General features: G+C 72.5%; 12 protein-coding genes. 5 read left to right on the forward strand and 7 right to left on the reverse strand.

The window, feature by feature from the left end:
• Positions 1 to 45: 45 nt before the first annotated feature.
• Positions 46 to 1,251: a thiolase family protein gene (locus tag IFT45_RS08910; protein ID WP_192045670.1), complete on the forward strand. Its 1,206-nt coding sequence runs from the start codon at positions 46 to 48 to the stop codon at positions 1,249 to 1,251.
• On the forward strand, positions 1,248 to 3,395 hold the full coding sequence (locus IFT45_RS08915; RefSeq protein WP_192127706.1) for a 3-hydroxyacyl-CoA dehydrogenase NAD-binding domain-containing protein: 2,148 nt from the start codon (positions 1,248 to 1,250) through the stop codon (positions 3,393 to 3,395). Before IFT45_RS08910 ends, IFT45_RS08915 begins: the two co-directional genes overlap by 4 nt.
• Before the next feature lie 132 nt (positions 3,396 to 3,527).
• On the opposite strand, the gene dxs is transcribed toward IFT45_RS08915, so the two are convergent.
• The 5 genes from dxs to dut form a co-directional block, all read right to left on the reverse strand.
• The gene (dxs, locus tag IFT45_RS08920) at positions 3,528 to 5,468 is read right to left on the reverse strand and encodes a 1-deoxy-D-xylulose-5-phosphate synthase (RefSeq protein ID WP_192127707.1); all 1,941 of its coding nucleotides are present in this window, start codon (positions 5,466 to 5,468) and stop codon (positions 3,528 to 3,530) included.
• Between the two features lie 118 nt (positions 5,469 to 5,586).
• The gene (acnA, locus tag IFT45_RS08925; protein ID WP_192127708.1) at positions 5,587 to 8,418 is read right to left on the reverse strand and encodes an aconitate hydratase AcnA; all 2,832 of its coding nucleotides are present in this window, start codon (positions 8,416 to 8,418) and stop codon (positions 5,587 to 5,589) included.
• 156 nt (positions 8,419 to 8,574) lie between these two features.
• Positions 8,575 to 9,384 (reverse strand): DUF3159 domain-containing protein, encoded by an 810-nt coding sequence (locus IFT45_RS08930; RefSeq protein ID WP_056054557.1) that lies wholly within the window; start codon positions 9,382 to 9,384, stop codon positions 8,575 to 8,577.
• Between the two features lie 13 nt (positions 9,385 to 9,397).
• Entirely contained in the window at positions 9,398 to 10,117 is a 720-nt protein-coding gene (locus IFT45_RS08935; RefSeq protein WP_082514344.1) for a DUF3710 domain-containing protein, read from the reverse strand.
• Positions 10,114 to 10,614, reverse strand: a complete 501-nt coding sequence (dut, locus tag IFT45_RS08940) for a dUTP diphosphatase (RefSeq protein ID WP_056054554.1) — start codon at positions 10,612 to 10,614, stop codon at positions 10,114 to 10,116. The genes IFT45_RS08935 and dut overlap by 4 nt, the downstream gene beginning before the upstream one ends.
• 38 nt (positions 10,615 to 10,652) lie before the next feature.
• Here dut and IFT45_RS08945 point away from each other — a divergent pair, with 38 nt between their 5' ends.
• Positions 10,653 to 11,108 (forward strand): DUF3093 domain-containing protein, encoded by a 456-nt coding sequence (locus IFT45_RS08945; RefSeq protein WP_056054551.1) that lies wholly within the window; start codon positions 10,653 to 10,655, stop codon positions 11,106 to 11,108.
• On the opposite strand, the gene IFT45_RS08950 is transcribed toward IFT45_RS08945, so the two are convergent.
• The gene (locus tag IFT45_RS08950) at positions 11,083 to 11,373 is read right to left on the reverse strand and encodes a DUF4193 domain-containing protein (RefSeq protein ID WP_056055877.1); all 291 of its coding nucleotides are present in this window, start codon (positions 11,371 to 11,373) and stop codon (positions 11,083 to 11,085) included. The two genes, IFT45_RS08945 and IFT45_RS08950, sit on opposite strands and share 26 nt — an antisense overlap.
• Positions 11,374 to 11,570: 197 nt before the next feature.
• Here IFT45_RS08950 and sepH point away from each other — a divergent pair, with 197 nt between their 5' ends.
• Positions 11,571 to 12,743, forward strand: a complete 1,173-nt coding sequence (gene sepH, locus IFT45_RS08955; protein ID WP_192127709.1) for a septation protein SepH — start codon at positions 11,571 to 11,573, stop codon at positions 12,741 to 12,743.
• Position 12,744: 1 nt separating this feature from the next.
• On the opposite strand, the gene IFT45_RS08960 is transcribed toward sepH, so the two are convergent.
• Positions 12,745 to 13,887 carry an alkaline phosphatase family protein gene (locus IFT45_RS08960; RefSeq protein WP_192127710.1) on the reverse strand — a complete coding sequence of 381 codons (1,143 nt, stop codon included), beginning with the start codon at positions 13,885 to 13,887 and terminating at the stop codon, positions 12,745 to 12,747.
• Positions 13,888 to 13,988: 101 nt separating this feature from the next.
• Here IFT45_RS08960 and IFT45_RS08965 point away from each other — a divergent pair, with 101 nt between their 5' ends.
• Positions 13,989 to 16,502: a DNA topoisomerase (ATP-hydrolyzing) subunit A gene (locus IFT45_RS08965; protein ID WP_244637827.1), complete on the forward strand. Its 2,514-nt coding sequence runs from the start codon at positions 13,989 to 13,991 to the stop codon at positions 16,500 to 16,502.
• Positions 16,503 to 16,506 lie beyond the last annotated feature (4 nt).

The following is a 16,506-nucleotide window of genomic DNA, read 5'->3' on the forward strand; positions in this document are numbered from 1 at the left end:
CGCCGCCTCCCTAGGATCGGACCAGTTCCGAGCACTGGAGGCAACGTGGCCGAGAGAACAGAAGTCGTCTTCGTCGACGGGGTCCGCACCCCGTTCGGCCGGGCAGGGGAGAAGGGCGTCTACTGGGGCACCCGGGCGGACGACCTCGTGGTCAAGGCCATGAAGGGGCTGCTGGAGCGGAATCCCTCCCTCCCCCTCGACCGCGTCGACGACGTCGCGGTCGCGGCGACCACGCAGCAGGGCGACCAGGGGCTGACCCTGGGGCGCACGACGGCGCTCCTCGCGGGCCTCCCCCGGTCGGTGCCCGGCTTCGCGATCGACCGGATGTGCGCCGGCGCGATGACGAGCGTGACGACCCTCGCGGGCGGCATCGCCTTCGGCGCCTACGACGTCGCCGTCGCCGGGGGCGTCGAGCACATGGGCCGCCACCCGATGGGCTTCGCCGCCGACCCCAACCCGAGGTTCCTCACCGAGAAGCTCGTCAGCGGCGACGCCCTCAACATGGGGTCGACGGCGGAGCGCATCCACGACCGCTTCCCGCAGCTGACGAAGGAGCGCTCCGACCGCTTCGCGATGCGGTCGCAGCAGAAGCTCGCGGCTGCCTACGACGCCGGGCACATCCAGCCCGACCTCGTGCCGGTCGCCGTGCCGTCGGCCGAGGGCTGGGGCCTCGTGACCCGCGACGAGGCACCGCGCCCGGAGACCACGATGGAGGCGCTGGCCGGCCTGCGGACGCCGTTCCGACCCCACGGGCGGGTCACCGCGGGCAACTCGTCGGGGCTGAACGACGGCGCGACCGTCAGCCTGCTCGCCTCGGCGGACGCCGCGCGCGAGTACGGCCTCGCCCCGAAGATGCGTCTCGTCAGCTTCGCCTACGCCGGGGTCGAGCCGGAGATCATGGGCATCGGCCCCGTGCCCTCCACCGAGAAGGCGCTCCGCAAGGCGGGGCTCACGATCGACGACATCGGGCTCTTCGAGCTGAACGAGGCGTTCGCCGTACAGGTGCTGTCGCTGCTCGACCACTTCGGCGTCGACGACGACGACCCGCGGGTCAACCCGTGGGGAGGCGCCATCGCCGTCGGCCACCCGCTCGCCTCGTCCGGCGTGCGGCTGATGATCCAGCTCGCCCGCCAGTTCGAGCAGCACCCGGAGGTCCGCTACGGCCTCACCGCGATGTGCGTCGGCCTCGGCCAGGGCGGCAGCGTCATCTGGGAGAACCCGCACTTCGACCGGAAGGCCGCACGAGCATGAGCACGACCACGAACGCCCCCCTCGAGGCCCTCACCGAGCTCAGCCACGACGAGGTCGTGACCCACAGCCACGTCCGCGACGTGCCCCTCCCCTCCGGCGGGGTCCTCGCGCTCGTGACCCTCGACAACGGCCGGGACCACACCCGGCCGAGCACCCTCGGGCCGGCGACGCTGCTCGAGTTCGGCGCGACGCTCGACGAGCTCCGGGCGCGTGCGTCGCGCGGCGAGGTCGCCGCGATCGCCGTCACGGGCAAGCCCTACTTCCTCGCCGCCGGGGCCGACCTCAGCAAGGTCAGCCAGATCCCCAGCCGCGAGGTCGCCCGCGAGCTCGCTCGACTCGGCCACTCCACCCTCGGCAAGCTGCACGACGCCGGCGTGCCGACCTTCGTCTTCGTGAACGGGCTCGCGCTCGGGGGCGGCCTCGAGATCGCCCTGCACGCCGACTACCGCACCGTCGACACGTCCGCCGCCGCCCTCGCGCTGCCCGAGGTCTTCCTCGGCATCGTCCCCGGCTGGGGAGGCGCGTGGCTGCTGCCGAACCTCATCGGCATCGAGGCCGCCCTCCGGGTGGTCATCGAGAACCCGCTCAAGAACAACCGGACGCTGAAGCCGGCGCAGGCCCTGGAGCTCGGCATCGTCGACGTGGCGTTCGGCCCGGCGGCCTTCCTCGAGGACTCGATCCGCTGGGCGGACGGCGTGGTGGCCGGTACGACGAAGGTCGCCCGCCCCCACGTGCCCGGACGCCTGGAGCGTGCGGTGAAGTGGGACGCCGCCGTCTCGATCGCCCGGAAGTCGCTCGAGGGCAAGATCGGCACGGTGGCGCGCTCGCCCTACGCGGCCTTGGAGCTGCTGAAGGCCGCCCGGTCGACCGACCGGGCCACGGGCTTCGCCGCGGAGGACGAGGCCCTCGCCGGGCTCGTCGCGGGCGACCAGTTCGCCGCGAGCATGTACTCGTTCGACCTCGTCCAGAAGCGGGCCAAGAAGCCGGCCGGCGCTCCCCCGCGCGACCTGGCGAAGCCCGTGACCAAGGTCGGCGTCGTCGGCGCGGGCCTGATGGCCAGCCAGTTCGCCCTGCTCTTCGTCCGTCGTCTCCAGGTGCCCGTCGTCATCACCGACCTCGACCAGGCCCGGGTCGACGCCGGCGTCGAGCGGATCCGCGGCGAGATCGTCGAGCTCGCGACGAAGGGCCGCATCTCGGGCGACGAGTCGAACCGGCTCTCCGCGCTCGTGACCGGCACGACCGACCTCTCCGACTTCGCCGACTGCGACTGGGTGATCGAGGCCGTCTTCGAGGAGCTCGGCGTGAAGCAGGACGTCTTCGAGCGGGTGGAGGCGGTGGTCGCGGAGGGCGCCGTGCTCGCCACGAACACCTCGTCGCTCAGCGTGGAGGCGATCGGGGCCCGCCTCCGCCACCCCGAGCGGCTGGTCGGCTTCCACTTCTTCAACCCGGTGGCCGTGATGCCCCTGGTCGAGGTGGTGCGCACGCCCGCCACCGACGAGGCCACCCTCAGCACCGCCATGGTGACGGCGGCCGCCCTCCGGAAGAACGCGGTCATCACGGCCGACACCCCTGGGTTCGTGGTGAACCGCATCCTCGCGAAGCTGCTCGGCGAGGCCATGCACGCGGTGGAGACGGGCACCCCGTTCGAGGTCGTCGACCGTGCGACGGCCCCGTTCGGCCTCCCGATGACCCCGTTCGAGCTCCTGGAGCTCGTCGGCCTCACGGTCGGCGCCCACGTGCTCGACACGCACCACGCGGCCTTCCCCGACCGCTTCTTCGCCAGCGACGGCCTGCACCGCCTCGCTGAGCACGGAACGATCTTCGAGCGGGACTCCAAGGGCCGCCGCAAGGGCTTCGACAAGAAGGCGGTCGCCCTCGCGGCCGGGCCCGGCACCGCCATGACGGACGACGAGCTCCGTCGCCGGATCGAGGACGGCCTCGCCGACGAGGTGGGCCGGATGCTCGACGACGGCGTGGTGTCGGCGGCGGAGGACATCGACCTCTGCCTCATCCTGGGCGCCGGGTACCCGTTCCAGATGGGCGGGGTGACGCCGTACCTCGACCGTGTGGGGGCGACCCGCCGCGTGCGTGGCGCGACATTCCACGACCCGATGATCGTCGGGCCGGAGCACGTCGACGCCTGACGCCACGGGGCACGGCGATCGGAGGGCCCGCCACGACGACGGTCGTGGCGGGCCCTCCGACGCTGTCGGCGCGGCCCGCCGAGGCCGGACGGGCGCCAAGGAGAGCCGAGCCGGCGCGGACGCCGGTGTCGGTCAGTCGTGCTGGGCGTCCACCCGACGCTCGTCGGCGTCGTCGAGCGGGCGGGCCACGGGGATCTTGCTCCCGAGGACCTGCGCCACGACGTCCCGCGCGATGTGCTGGGGGGTGAGGCCCGCCTCCTCGAGGATCTGGGCCCGTGAGCCGTGCTCGAGGAACTCGTCGGGCAGGCCCAGCTCGGTCACGGCCGTGTCGACGCCCGCCTGACGGAGGTCTTGTCGGACCCGGGTGCCGATGCCCCCCACCCGGACGCCGTCCTCGATCGTGACGACGAGGCGGTGGTCGGCGGCGAGGTCGACGATCGACCGGGCCACGGGCACGACCCAGCGCGGGTCGACCACGGTGGCGCCGATGCCCTGTGCGGCGAGGCGCTCGGCCACCTCGAGCCCCACGGAGGCCATCGGCCCCACGCAGACGAGCAGCACGTCGCGGCGCTCGTCGCTCGAGAGGACGTCGACGCCGTCGTCGAGCCGGCGCTCGGCCTCGTGCTCGGTGCCGACCGTGCCCTTCGAGAAGCGCACGACCGTCGGGGCGTCGGTGACGGCGACGGCCTCGCGGAGCTCCTCCCGGAGGCGCGTGGCGTCGCGGGGCGCGGCGAGACGGATGTGCGGGACGATCTGGAGCAGCGCCAAGTCCCAGATGCCGTGGTGGCTCGGGCCGTCCGGCCCGGTGACGCCCGCCCGGTCGAGCACGAAGGTCACGCCCGCCCGGTGCAGGCCGACGTCCATCAGGACCTGGTCGAAGGCGCGGTTGACGAAGGTGGAGTACAGGGCGACGACCGGGTGGAGCCCGGCGTAGGCCAGCCCCGCGGCGGAGGTGACCGCGTGCTGCTCGGCGATGCCGACGTCGAGCACCCGCTCGGGGAACCGCTCGGCCATCTTGTGCAGCCCGACCGGCCGCAGCATCGCGGCGGTGATGCCGACGACGGTCTCGTCCTCGGCGGCGACGGCGACCATCTCGTCCGCGAAGACGCTCGTGTACGAGGGCGCGGCGGTCGTCTCGAGCGGCTCGCCGGTCTCGGGGTCGATCTGGCCGACCGCGTGGAACTGGTCGGCCACGTCGGCGCGGGCGGGGTCGTAGCCGCGCCCCTTCTCCGTGATGGCGTGGACGATGACCGGCGCCCCGTAGTTCTTGGCCTGGTGGAGGGCCTCCTCCATCGCGACCTGGTCGTGGCCGTCGACGGGGCCGATGTACTTGATGTCGAGGTTCGAGTAGAGCGCCTCGTTGTTGGTGAAGCGGCTGAGGAAGCCGTGCAGCCCGCCCCGCACGCCGCGGTAGAACGCGCGACCCGGGTGGCCGAGCCGGTCGAACACGGCCTCGCTGCCCATGTGCATCTCGCGGTAGGTGCTCCGCGTGCGCACCGTGTTGAGGAAGCGCGCCATGCCGCCGATGGTGGGGGCGTACGACCGACCGTTGTCGTTCACGACGATGATCAGGCGGCGGTCGTTGTCGTCGCTGATGTTGTTCAGCGCCTCCCACGTCATGCCGCCGGTCAGCGCGCCGTCGCCGACGACGGCGACGACGTGGCGGTCGGACTGGCCGGTGAGGCCGAAGCCGCGCGAGATGCCGTCGGCCCACGAGAGGCTGCTGGAGGCGTGCGAGCTCTCGACGATGTCGTGCTCCGACTCGCTGCGCTGCGGGTAGCCCGCGAGTCCGCCCCGGAGGCGGAGACCGCTGAAGTCCTGTCGGCCCGTCACGAGCTTGTGCACGTACGACTGGTGGCCCGTGTCGAAGACGAACGCGTCGTGCGGCGAGCGGAACACGCGGTGCATGGCCAACGTCAGCTCGACGACCCCGAGGTTCGGCCCGAGGTGGCCGCCGGTCTTGCTGACCTCCGCCACGAGGAACGCCCGGATCTCCGTCGCGAGGTCGACCATCTGCTGGTCGGTCAACGCGAGGAGGTCACGCGGACCGTTGATCGTCTCGAGAATGCTCATGCCGGCTTCCTTTCCGCCTACCCGGAGGCAGCCGGGCTCAGTTTATGCGTCGACCCGGCGAGAACGCCGGAAGCCCCCACCGGGCGTCGGCGACGCGGGTGGGGGCTCCTCGTGCGGGCTAGACCAGGCTGCGCAGCACGTACTGCAGGATGCCGCCGTTGCGGTAGTAGTCGGCCTCACCGGGGGTGTCGATCCGGACGACGGCGTCGAACTCGATCGTCTGAGCGCCGGCGGCGGAGTGCTCGGTCGGCTCGGCGACGACACGGACCGTCTTCGGCGTCACGCCCTCGTTCAGCTGCTCGAGGCCGGAGATGCTGATCGACTCGGTGCCGTCGAGCCCGAGCGACTCCCAGCTCTCGCCCGCGGGGAACTGCAGCGGCACGACGCCCATGCCGATCAGGTTCGAGCGGTGGATCCGCTCGAAGCTCTCCGTGATGACCGCCGCGACGCCGAGCAGGCTCGTGCCCTTGGCCGCCCAGTCGCGGGACGAGCCGGAGCCGTACTCCTTGCCGCCCAGGATGACCAGGGGCGTGCCCTGCTCCTGGTAGCGCGCGCTGGCGTCGTAGATGAACGACTGCGGCGCGTCGGGCTGCGTGAAGTCGCGGGTGTAGCCGCCCTCGACCCCGTCGAGGAGCTGGTTGCGCAGGCGGATGTTCGCGAACGTGCCGCGGATCATGACCTCGTGGTTGCCGCGTCGCGACCCGTAGGAGTTGAAGTCCTTGCGGTCGACGCCGTGCTCGTCGAGGTACCGGCCCGCGGGGCTGTCGACCTTGATCGAGCCCGCCGGGCTGATGTGGTCGGTGGTGACCGAGTCGCCGAGCTTCGCGAGCACCCGTGCCCCGTTGATGTCGCGGACCGGCGTCGTCTCGAGGGTCATGCCCTCGAAGTACGGGGGCTTCCGCACGTACGTCGACTCGGAGTCCCACTCGAAGGTGGCGCCGGTGGGCGTCGGCAGCGACCTCCAGCGCTCGTCGCCGTCGAAGACGCCCGCGTACTCGTGGGTGAACATGCCCGTGTCGATCGACGAGTCGATGGTCGACTGGACCTCGGCCGCGTCGGGCCAGATGTCGCGGAGGTAGACGTCGTCGCCCTCCGGCGTCGTGCCCAGGGGGTCGGACTCGAAGTCGAAGTTCATCGAGCCGGCCAGCGCGTAGGCGATGACGAGCGGGGGGCTCGCCAGGTAGTTCATCTTGACGTCGGGGTTGATGCGGCCCTCGAAGTTCCGGTTGCCCGAGAGGACCGCCGTGACGGCGAGGTCGTTCTCCTGCACGGCCGACGAGATCTCGTCGAGGAGCGGGCCCGAGTTGCCGATGCAGGTCGTGCAGCCGTAGCCCACGGTGTAGAAGCCGAGGTCTTCGAGGTAGGTCGTGAGGCCGGCCTTCTCGTAGTAGTCGGTGACGACCTTCGAGCCGGGCGCGAGGGTGGTCTTGACCCACGGCTTGGCCTTGAGGCCCTTCTGGCTGGCGTTGCGGGCCAGCAGGCCCGCGGCGAGCATCACCGACGGGTTCGAGGTGTTGGTGCACGAGGTGATCGCCGCGATCGCGACGGCGCCGTGGTCGAGGGTGAAGGTGGAGCCGTCGCCCAGCTCGACCGACGTCGGCTTCGAGACCTTCGCCGGGGCGTGCGACGTGTGCGAGATGCTGTGCGGCTGCGCCTCGTCGTCGTCCTCGGCGGTGAAGCCGATGGGGTCGGAGGCCGGGAAGGTGCCCTCGACCGCGGCGTCGACGTGCGAGTGGTCGGTCGTCGCGTAGTTCTCCAGGTCGACCTCGAACTGGCTCTTGGCCGCGGTGAGCTCGATGCGGTCCTGCGGGCGCTTCGGCCCGGCGATCGAGGGCACGACGGTGGCCAGGTCGAGCTCGAGGTACTCGCTGAAGACCGGCTCGACCGACGGGTCGTGCCAGAGGCCCTGGAGCTTGGAGTACTTCTCGACGAGCTCGATCTGCTCGTCGGAGCGCCCGGTGAGGCGGAGGTAGTCGAGGGTCACGTCGTCGATCGGGAAGATCGCGGCGGTCGAGCCGAACTCGGGGCTCATGTTGCCGATCGTGGCGCGGTTCGCGAGGGGGACCTCGGCGACGCCCTCGCCGTAGAACTCGACGAACTTGCCGACGACGCCGTGGGCCCGGAGCTGCTGCGTGATCGTCAGGACGACGTCGGTGGCGGTGACCCCGGTGGGGATCGAGCCGCGGAGCTTGAAGCCGACGACCTTGGGGATCAGCATCGACACGGGCTGGCCGAGCATCGCGGCCTCCGCCTCGATGCCGCCGACGCCCCAGCCCAGCACGCCGAGGCCGTTGACCATGGTGGTGTGCGAGTCGGTGCCGACGAGGGTGTCGGGGTAGGCCTGCAGGACCGTGCCGCCGCCCTCGACCGCGACGTCGCGGCTGTACGTGACCCGGGCCAGGTACTCGATGTTGACCTGGTGGACGATGCCCGTGCCGGGCGGCACCACCTTGAAGTCCTGGAAGGCCGTCTGGCCCCAGCGGAGGAACTGGTACCGCTCGCCGTTGCGCTCGTACTCGATCTCGACGTTGCGCTCGAGCGCGTTCTCGCTGCCGAAGAGGTCGGCGATGACCGAGTGGTCGATGACCAGCTCGGCGGGGGCGAGGGGGTTGATCTTCGTCGGGTCGCCGCCGAGGGCCGACACGGCCTCGCGCATGGTGGCGAGGTCGACGATGCACGGCACGCCCGTGAAGTCCTGCATGACGACGCGCGCCGGAGTGAACTGGATCTCGGTGTCGGGGTCGGCCGTGGGCTGCCACTCCCCCAGGGCCGTGATCTGGTCGCGCGTGACGTTGGCGCCGTCCTCGGTGCGGAGGAGGTTCTCGAGGAGGACCTTGAGGCTGAACGGGAGCCTGGCCGAGCCGTCGACCGCGTCGATGCGGTAGACCTCGTACTCGGTCGCGCCGACCGTCAGGCTGTCCTTCGAGCTGAAGCTGTTGATTGCAGACACGTGCCGTCTCCCTTGCTGACTACGCCCTCATCATGGTCGCCCGACCCGGAGCCGCACCAGCGAGGCCAGCCTAAGTCGATCGTCCGCGAGCGGCCGTGGCCGTCGATGTATCTCGATGTCGAGACAACGGTACCACCAGGAGTCGCGGAAGAGAGGTCAGGAGCGCTGCGGATCGCCCTCGGCGGCCGCGTCGCCGACCTCGGCCTCGGCTCGGCCGCGGTAGACCGTCCGCACGAGCAGCCACGTGACCCAGAGCAGGCCCGCGTAGAGGGGCACGCCCATGATCAGCTTCAGGGTCGCGAGGGCGGTGATCTGGCCCGCGAAGAAGAGCGGGAGCTGGACCGCCAGCCGGGCGGCGAAGAGCCCCGCCCACAGGACGGTCGCGAGGGTGAGGACGCGACGCTTGGCGCGGTCGCCGCGCCAGGCGGAGCCCTCGTTGGTCAGGAGGCCGACGACGACGCCGATCAGCGGCCAGCGGACCACGACGCTCGCGAGGAGGGCGAGCAGCGACACGGCGTTGATGACGAGCCCGGGCACGAAGTTTCCCTCGGCGCGACCGCTGAGCAGGGCGATCGCGGCGGAGATCGCGATGCCCAGGACGCCGGCCAGGGCCTGGGCCACGGGGCCCCGCTGCACGGCGCGGGCGACGACGAAGGCCAGGGCCACGACGACCGGGATCAGCACCGACGGGAGCACGTCGCGCGTCACGGCGTAGACGACGACGAAGCCCAGGCCGGGGACGATCGACTCGACGAGGCCGCGGACGCCGCCGATCGCCGAGAGGAGCGCCGACGCCGTGGGCACCTCGCCGGGCGCGACCTGCCCGATGCCGGCACGCTGCGCCGCCGAGCGGAGCTGGGCCGAGAGCGAGACGCGAGGGTCGTCGAGAGGCGACGCCTCGCCGTCGCCGACGGGCGTGCCGGTCGCGCGGAGGTCGTCGGCGTCGCCGAGGCCGGGCGTGCTCACGGGCTCGGTCGCGTCAGACGCGCGAGGGCGTCGTGCTGGGGGCGTCGGTCGGGCCGGCCTTCGGCATGGTCAGCGGGATGAGGTCACGCGGGGCCATCGGGGTGCTGCCGCGGACGACGACGACGCTCCGGAAGAGCTCCTCGATCTTCTCCGCGGCCTCCGGGTCGACCGCCGCCTCGCCGGCGATGACGCCGCGGAGGAACCAGCGGGGGCCGTCGACGCCGATGAAGCGGGCTCGGCGGGTCGTGCTGGCGTCTCCGCCCATGACGGGGATCTCGGCCCTGACCTCGGGGCCGAACGGGCCGTCGACCTCGGCCGTCGTGCCGCCCTGTCGCTGGATCTGCTCGGTGATCTGCTCGCGGATCTCGTTCCACAGGCCCGTGCTGCGGGGGGCGGCGAACGGCTGCACCTGGAGCGTCGACTTCGCGAAGTCGAGCCCGACGGCGACGACGCGCTTGCTGCCCTCCTCGACCTCGAGGCGAAGGTGCAGGCCGTCGCGCGGCAGGATCTTCACGCCGCCCAGGTCGACGTACGGGCGGACGGGGCTGGCCTCGGTCTCGTCGAGCGGGCCCGTGTCGGCACGGTCGGCAGGAGCGGACTTGGAGTCGTCGAAGACCTCGACCTCCGCGTCCTCCAGGGACTCGATGCTGACCTCGACGTCGTCGAGGTCAGCGGTCTCGACCTCGACCTCGGTCGTGGCCAGCTGCTGCGCTTCGCGCTTCGACTTCCTCATGATGCGGTGCCTCCGGTGGTGTGTGCGTAGCCCGTGGAGCCGAAGCCCCCCTCGCCGCGGACGCTCTCGGGGAGGGCGTCGACGGGGAGGAACTCGGCCCGGACGACGGGCATGACGACGAGCTGGGCGATCTTGTCGCCGACGGCGACGTGGTGCTCGGCCTCGAGGTCGGTGTTCAACAACGCGACCTTGATCTCACCACGGTAGCCCGCGTCGACGGTGCCCGGGCTGTTGACGACGGTCACGCCGTGCTTGGCCGCGAGCCCGCTGCGGGGCATGACGAAGGCCGCGTGGCCCTCGGGCAGGGCGATCGAGACCCCCGTGCCGACCAGGGCACGACGGCCGGGCAGGAGCACGACCGACTCGCTCGCGAGGAGGTCTGCGCCGGCGTCGCCCGGGTGGGCGTACCGCGGCGTGTGGTCGACGGCGGCCGTGCCCGTGGACGGGTCGGCGGGCGACCTCCGGGCCGTGAGGGGGACGTCGAGGCTCTGGGTCACGTGTCGAGGGTAGTGCAGAAGTCTGGTCGAATGGACCCATGAACCCCTACCGCGAACGGCTGCTGCCGCCGCTCACCGTCTTCCTCGCCTCGGCGCTCCTGGTGCCCGCGACCCTGCTGGTCTTCCTGCCCATCGACCCCGTCGTGGGCGTCGTGGTGGCCGTGCTGTTCTACGCGGCCGCGGTCGTGGCGCTCGTGGTCAGCTCGCCGGTCGTCCGTGTGGACGACGAGGGGTTCCACGCCGGCCGTGCCCGGCTGCACCCCGACGAGATCGGCGAGGTGACGGGGTTCACGGGCTCCGCCGCCACCACGCAGAGAGGGCCCGGGCTCGACGCGCGAGCCTGGACCCTCTTCCGGGGCTGGGTGGGGCCGGTCGTGAAGATCACGCTGACCGACGAGTCCGACCCCGCTCCTTACTGGTTGGTGTCGACGCGACGACCTGACGAGGTCGTGCGCCGGGTGGAGGAGCTCAGGCGGCGCACTCCCGGCAGATAGCGCCCAGCTTGGTCTCGTGGTCGAGCTGCGAGCGGTGCTTCACGAGGAAGCACTCCACGCAGGTGAACTCGTCGACCTGGGGAGGGAGGACGACGACGTCGAGGTCGAGGTCGGAGAGGTCCTGCCCGGCCAGCTCGAACGAGCCGGGGTTGTCGGCGTCGTCGTCGATGACGCCGGTCGTCTTGTCAGGGGTGCGCTCCTTGAGGCCCTCGATCGACTCCGAGTCGTCGTCGTTCTTGCGAGGTGCGTCGTAGTCGGTGGCCATGCCCATCCAGTCTTCGTGTTGATCGTTGCCCGATTCGGCGGGCACAGTTTGCATCACTCGTTGTCGAATAGCAAACCCGCCGCGGGGGGCCTCTCGGCCGCCTCGGTGGAACCCGCGGCACGCCCGTCGCATTCCCGGCAGACGGCCTCTGACGTGCGATTCTTCTCCCGGGAACACGACGGCGAAAGGCGTGCCACATGCAGGATCTGAGGGTCAACGGAGTCGAGGACGGAGCGCTCCTCCTGACCACCGACGCCGGTGTCGAGTACCGCCTCCCCGTCACGCACTCGCTGCGCGCGCAGCTGCGCACGGCGAGCGGCGAGACGCCCGCCACGACGCGCAAGGCCCCGCCGCGCGAGATCCAGTCGCTCGTGCGCTCCGGGCTCTCGTCGGCCGAGGTCGCCGCGCTCACCGGCGCCGACGTCGAGTTCGTCCACCGCTTCGAGGGCCCCGTCCTCGCGGAGCGCGCCTTCGTCCTCGAGACGGCCCTCCGCGTGGCCGTCTCCGTCGCCACCGAGGTGGCTCCCTCTACGGGCTCCGGCACCTTCGGCGCGGTCATCGAGTCCCGCCTCGACGCCGCCGACGCGACCGACCGCGAGTGGACGAGCTACAAGGACGGCGAGCACGGCTGGGTCGTGCGGGTCTCCTACGTCACCCAGGAGGTCGCCCGCGACGCCGTCTGGCGCTTCGACCCCAAGCGCACCGCCCTGGCGCCCCACTCGGGCGACGCCCACGTGCTGTCCCGCCACTCCGCCGACCCGGGCCCCCTCGTCCCGCGCCTCCGCGCGGTGGGCCACTCCTCCGACGCCGAGTCGGACGCCGGCGACCGCTTCGACACCGGCGCCTTCGAGATCACCCCCGACCGCTCCGACGTCGTCGACGACACCGTCGTCGAGTCCCCGGCCGCCGAGCGCTCCCGCGTCGACCCGCGGTCCGCCGCCTCCCTGGCCGCCACGAACCGCGACTCCGCCCCGACCTCCCCGTCGTCGCAGGCCCAGACGGCCGACCTGCTCGAGGCCCTGCGCCGCCGTCGGGGCGAGCGCGAGGCCGCCCGCTTCACGGACGACGAGCGCTCGGCGCACCCGTCCACGGGGTCGATGCGGGTCATCGACGTCCCCCTGACCGACTTCGGCCTGCCCGAGGGCGCCCCTCCCGCCCCCCGGGACGACGAGACCGAGAAGGTCGACCCGCCGGCCCCCGCCCCGGCCGAGCCCCGGTCCATCGGCTCGGCCCGTCGCGGCCGCGGTCGCGACCCGATCCCGACCTCCGCCACGACCACCCCGCCGAAGAAGGGCAGGGGGCGTGCGTCGATGCCGAGCTGGGACGAGATCGTGTTCGGTGCCCGGACGGACGACGAGGGCCCCGCCTGACTCAGCGGGCGAAGGCCCCGAACCGGCGCAGGGGCACCTGCGTCTCCTCGCTCGACCAGGACCCGTGCTGGCCGATCATGCTGCCCGCGGCACCGCCGGTGGAGCGGCCGTCGTAGTAGACGACCCCCTTGCGGGCGGCGACGAGCAGGTCGCCGATGCGAGGCAGCACCGCCTCGTCGACCGGGCCGAACCAGCCGGCCTCCACCGCCTCCTCGCGGGTGACGACCCAGGAACGGTGCGACTCCGCCTCGCGCCAGGCCGCGACGGTCGCGGCCCGCAGGGCGTCGCTCGCGTCGGGCTCGAAGTGCAGCTGGAGGCAGCGCGGCTCCCCCGCCACGTGGCGCACCCCGTCGACGAGCGCGGCCTGGCCGCCGAAGACGACGCGGCCCTTCTCGGCCACGTCGAGCACGCCGTGGTCGGCCGTGACGAGCAGCCCCTCGTCGGCGCCGAGCGCCTCGTCCAGGCGCCGCACCTCTCCGTCGAGCTCCTCCAGGGCCGCCGTCCACTCGTCCGACTCCCACCCGGCCCGGTGGGCGATCATGTCGAGCTCGGGCACGTAGAGGTACACGAGGGAGGCGCCGGGCGCGGCCACGAGGGAGCGCGCGGTGGCGAAGCGCTCGGCCACGGTCTCGGCGGTGACGTAGTCGGCGCCGGAGAGGATCGCCTCGGTGAGCCCGGAGGTGGCGTAGCGACGAGGCCCGACCGCGAAGCTGCGGACCCCGACCGCGGAGCCGCGCTCGAAGACGGTCGACCGGCGCTGCCAGGTGCTCGGGCGCATCCGGTCGTCCCAGCCGGAGAGCTGCTTGACGACCCGGTCGTTCTCCGGGTCGAGGACGGACCAGCCGACGAGCCCGTGCTCGCCGGGGAGCGCACCCGTCGTGAGCGTCGCGAGGGCGGCGGCCGTCGTGGTCGGGAAGCCTGACCAGATGCTGCCCTTCCGGCCCGTGAGGGTGCGCGCGTGGCCCGCGCGGGCCCCCAGGGAGGCCGAGCCGAGGCCGTCGACGAGGAGGACGACCGCCGAGCGGGCGGGGGGAAGGGGGAGGGGGAGGGCGCCGACCTGGCCCGTGAGGGCGGCGACGGACGACTCCAGGACGTCGGCCAGGCTCACGGCTCCGGTCGGGCGCGCCGGTACGATGGTCGTCATCGGCACCAGTCTGGCACAGCGCCGTCTGGCCGGTCCCGCCGCCCCGCAGCCGGGTGCCGGCCCCGCCGAGGCGCCCCGCGCCTCCTTCCCCCGAGAAGTGCATGACCACGACGACGAACGACATGAGCAGCGCCAGCGACGGTGAGCGGATCGAGGACATCGACGTCTCCCTCGAGATGCAGGGGTCGTTCCTCGAGTACGCGTACTCCGTGATCTACTCGCGGGCCCTGCCCGACGCCCGCGACGGCCTCAAGCCGGTCCAGCGCCGCATCCTGTACCAGATGTCGGAGATGGGGCTCCGCCCCGACCGCGGGCACGTCAAGAGCGCCCGCGTCGTCGGCGAGGTGATGGGCAAGCTGCACCCCCACGGCGACACGGCGATCTACGACGCCATGGTGCGCCAGGCCCAGTCGTTCACCATGCGCGTGCCGCTGATCGACGGCCACGGCAACTTCGGCTCCCTCGACGACGGCCCCGCCGCCCCGCGCTACACCGAGGCCCGGCTGGCGGAGGCCTCCCTCGCCATGACCCGGGGCCTCGACGAGGACGTCGTGGACTTCGTCCCGAACTACGACAACCAGCTGATGCAGCCCGAGGTGCTGCCCGCGGCCTTCCCCAACCTGCTCGTCAACGGCGCGAGCGGCATCGCCGTCGGCATGGCGACCAACATGGCGCCCCACAACCTCGTCGAGGTCGTCGGTGCCGCCCGGCACCTCATCGACCACCCCGGGGCCAGCCTCGACGACCTCATGGCCTTCGTGCCGGGCCCCGACCTCCCCACCGGCGGCACGATCTCCGGGCTCGCCGGGGTGCGCGACGCGTACGCGACCGGGCGGGGCTCGTTCAAGACGCGGGCCAAGGTCCAGGTCGAGAGCATCACCGCCCGCAAGTCCGGGCTCGTCGTCACGGAGCTCCCCTACCTCGTCGGCCCGGAGAAGGTCATCGAGAAGATCAAGGACGGCGTCCAGGCGAAGAAGCTGACGGGCATCACCGACGTCACCGACCTCACCGACCGCACGCACGGGCTCCGGCTCGTCATCGGCATCAAGACCGGGTTCAGCCCGGAGGCGGTGCTCGAGCAGCTCTACCGCTACACGCCCCTGGAGGACGGCTTCAGCATCAACGCCGTCGCCCTGGTGGAGGGCCAGCCCCGGACGCTGGGCCTCAAGGAGATGCTGCAGGTCTACGTGGGGCACCGCCTCGAGGTCGTCACGCGCCGCAGCCGCCACCGCCTGGGCAAGAAGGAGGACCGCCTCCACCTGGTCGAGGGCCTCCTCGTCGCCATCCTCGACATCGACGAGGTGATCCAGGTCATCCGCACGAGCGACGACTCGGCCGCCGCACGGGCCCGGCTCCGGGAGGTCTTCGACCTCAGCGAGATCCAGGCCGAGTACATCCTCGACCTGCGCCTCGGCCGGCTCACGAAGTTCAGCCGCATCGAGCTCGAGTCGGAGCGCGACGAGCTCGTCGCCGCCATCGAGGAGCTCCGCGCCCTCCTGGCCGACCCGGCCCGGCTGCGCGCGCTGGTGTCGTCCGAGCTCGCGGAGATCGCGGAGCAGTTCGGCACCCCGCGACGCACCCTGCTCACCGAGGCCGCCCCGAGCGTCGCGACGGCCGGGCGTGGACGCAAGGCGCCCGTGCTGGAGATCGCGGACACGCCCACGCGGGTGTTCCTCTCGACGACCGGGCGCCTCCTCAGGGTCGACCACCCCGAGCCGGGCTCCGCGGCACCGACTCCCCCGGCCCGACGCACGAGCCACGACGCGGTGCTCTCGTCGATCGACACCTCCACGCGGAGCGAGGTCGGCGCCGTGACGACGACCGGTCGTCTGATCCGGTTCACGCCGGTGGACCTTCCCTCCGTGCCGCCGACCTCGGTCCAGCTCGGGGCCGGCGTCCCGGTGCGCGAGTACCTCGGGCTGCCGGACGCCACCGAGAAGGTGCTGGCGCTCGTCTCCCTCACCGCCGACCGCCCGGTCGCCCTCGGCACGGCACGGGGCGTCGTCAAGCGGGTCGCCCCCGGCCAGTGGCCGGCCAAGCCCGAGTTCCCGGTCGTCACGCTCAAGCCGGGCGATTCGGTGGTCGGCGTGGCGCAGGGCACCGACGACGACGAGTTCGTCTTCGTCACGTCGGCCGGCCAGCTGCTCCGGTTCCCCGCGGCGTCCGTCCGGCCCCAGGGCCCGGCGGGCGGCGGCGTGGCCGGGGTCAGCCTGACCGACAGTGCGCGCGTCCTCTTCTTCGGGGCCGTGCCGGAGGGGCAGGAGGCGGTGGTCGCGACGGTGTCGACGAGTGCGGCCTCGATCGACGGCGTCGACCCCGGCCGCGCGAAGCTCAGCGCCTTCGACGAGTTCCCGGCCAAGGGCCGCTCGACCGGCGGCGTCCGTGCCCACGCCCTCCTCAAGGGGGAGGGCGGCCTCTCGCTCGCCTGGGTGGGGCCGGGCCCCGCCCGGGCGGTCGCGGCGGACGGCGCCGTGCGCTCGCTGCCCGAGGAGCTCGTGCGGCGCGACGCCTCGGGGGCACCGCTCCCGGCCGTCGTCGCGTCGGTGGGGGCCTCGGTCGCGCACGTCACCGACTCGGCCACGGGGGCCGAGGCCGGGGCCGAGCCAGTCGACTGACCGA

This window comes from Frigoribacterium sp. CFBP 13707, assembly GCF_014842245.1.
In the GTDB taxonomy this organism is placed as follows: Bacteria; Actinomycetota; Actinomycetes; order Actinomycetales; family Microbacteriaceae; genus Frigoribacterium; species Frigoribacterium endophyticum.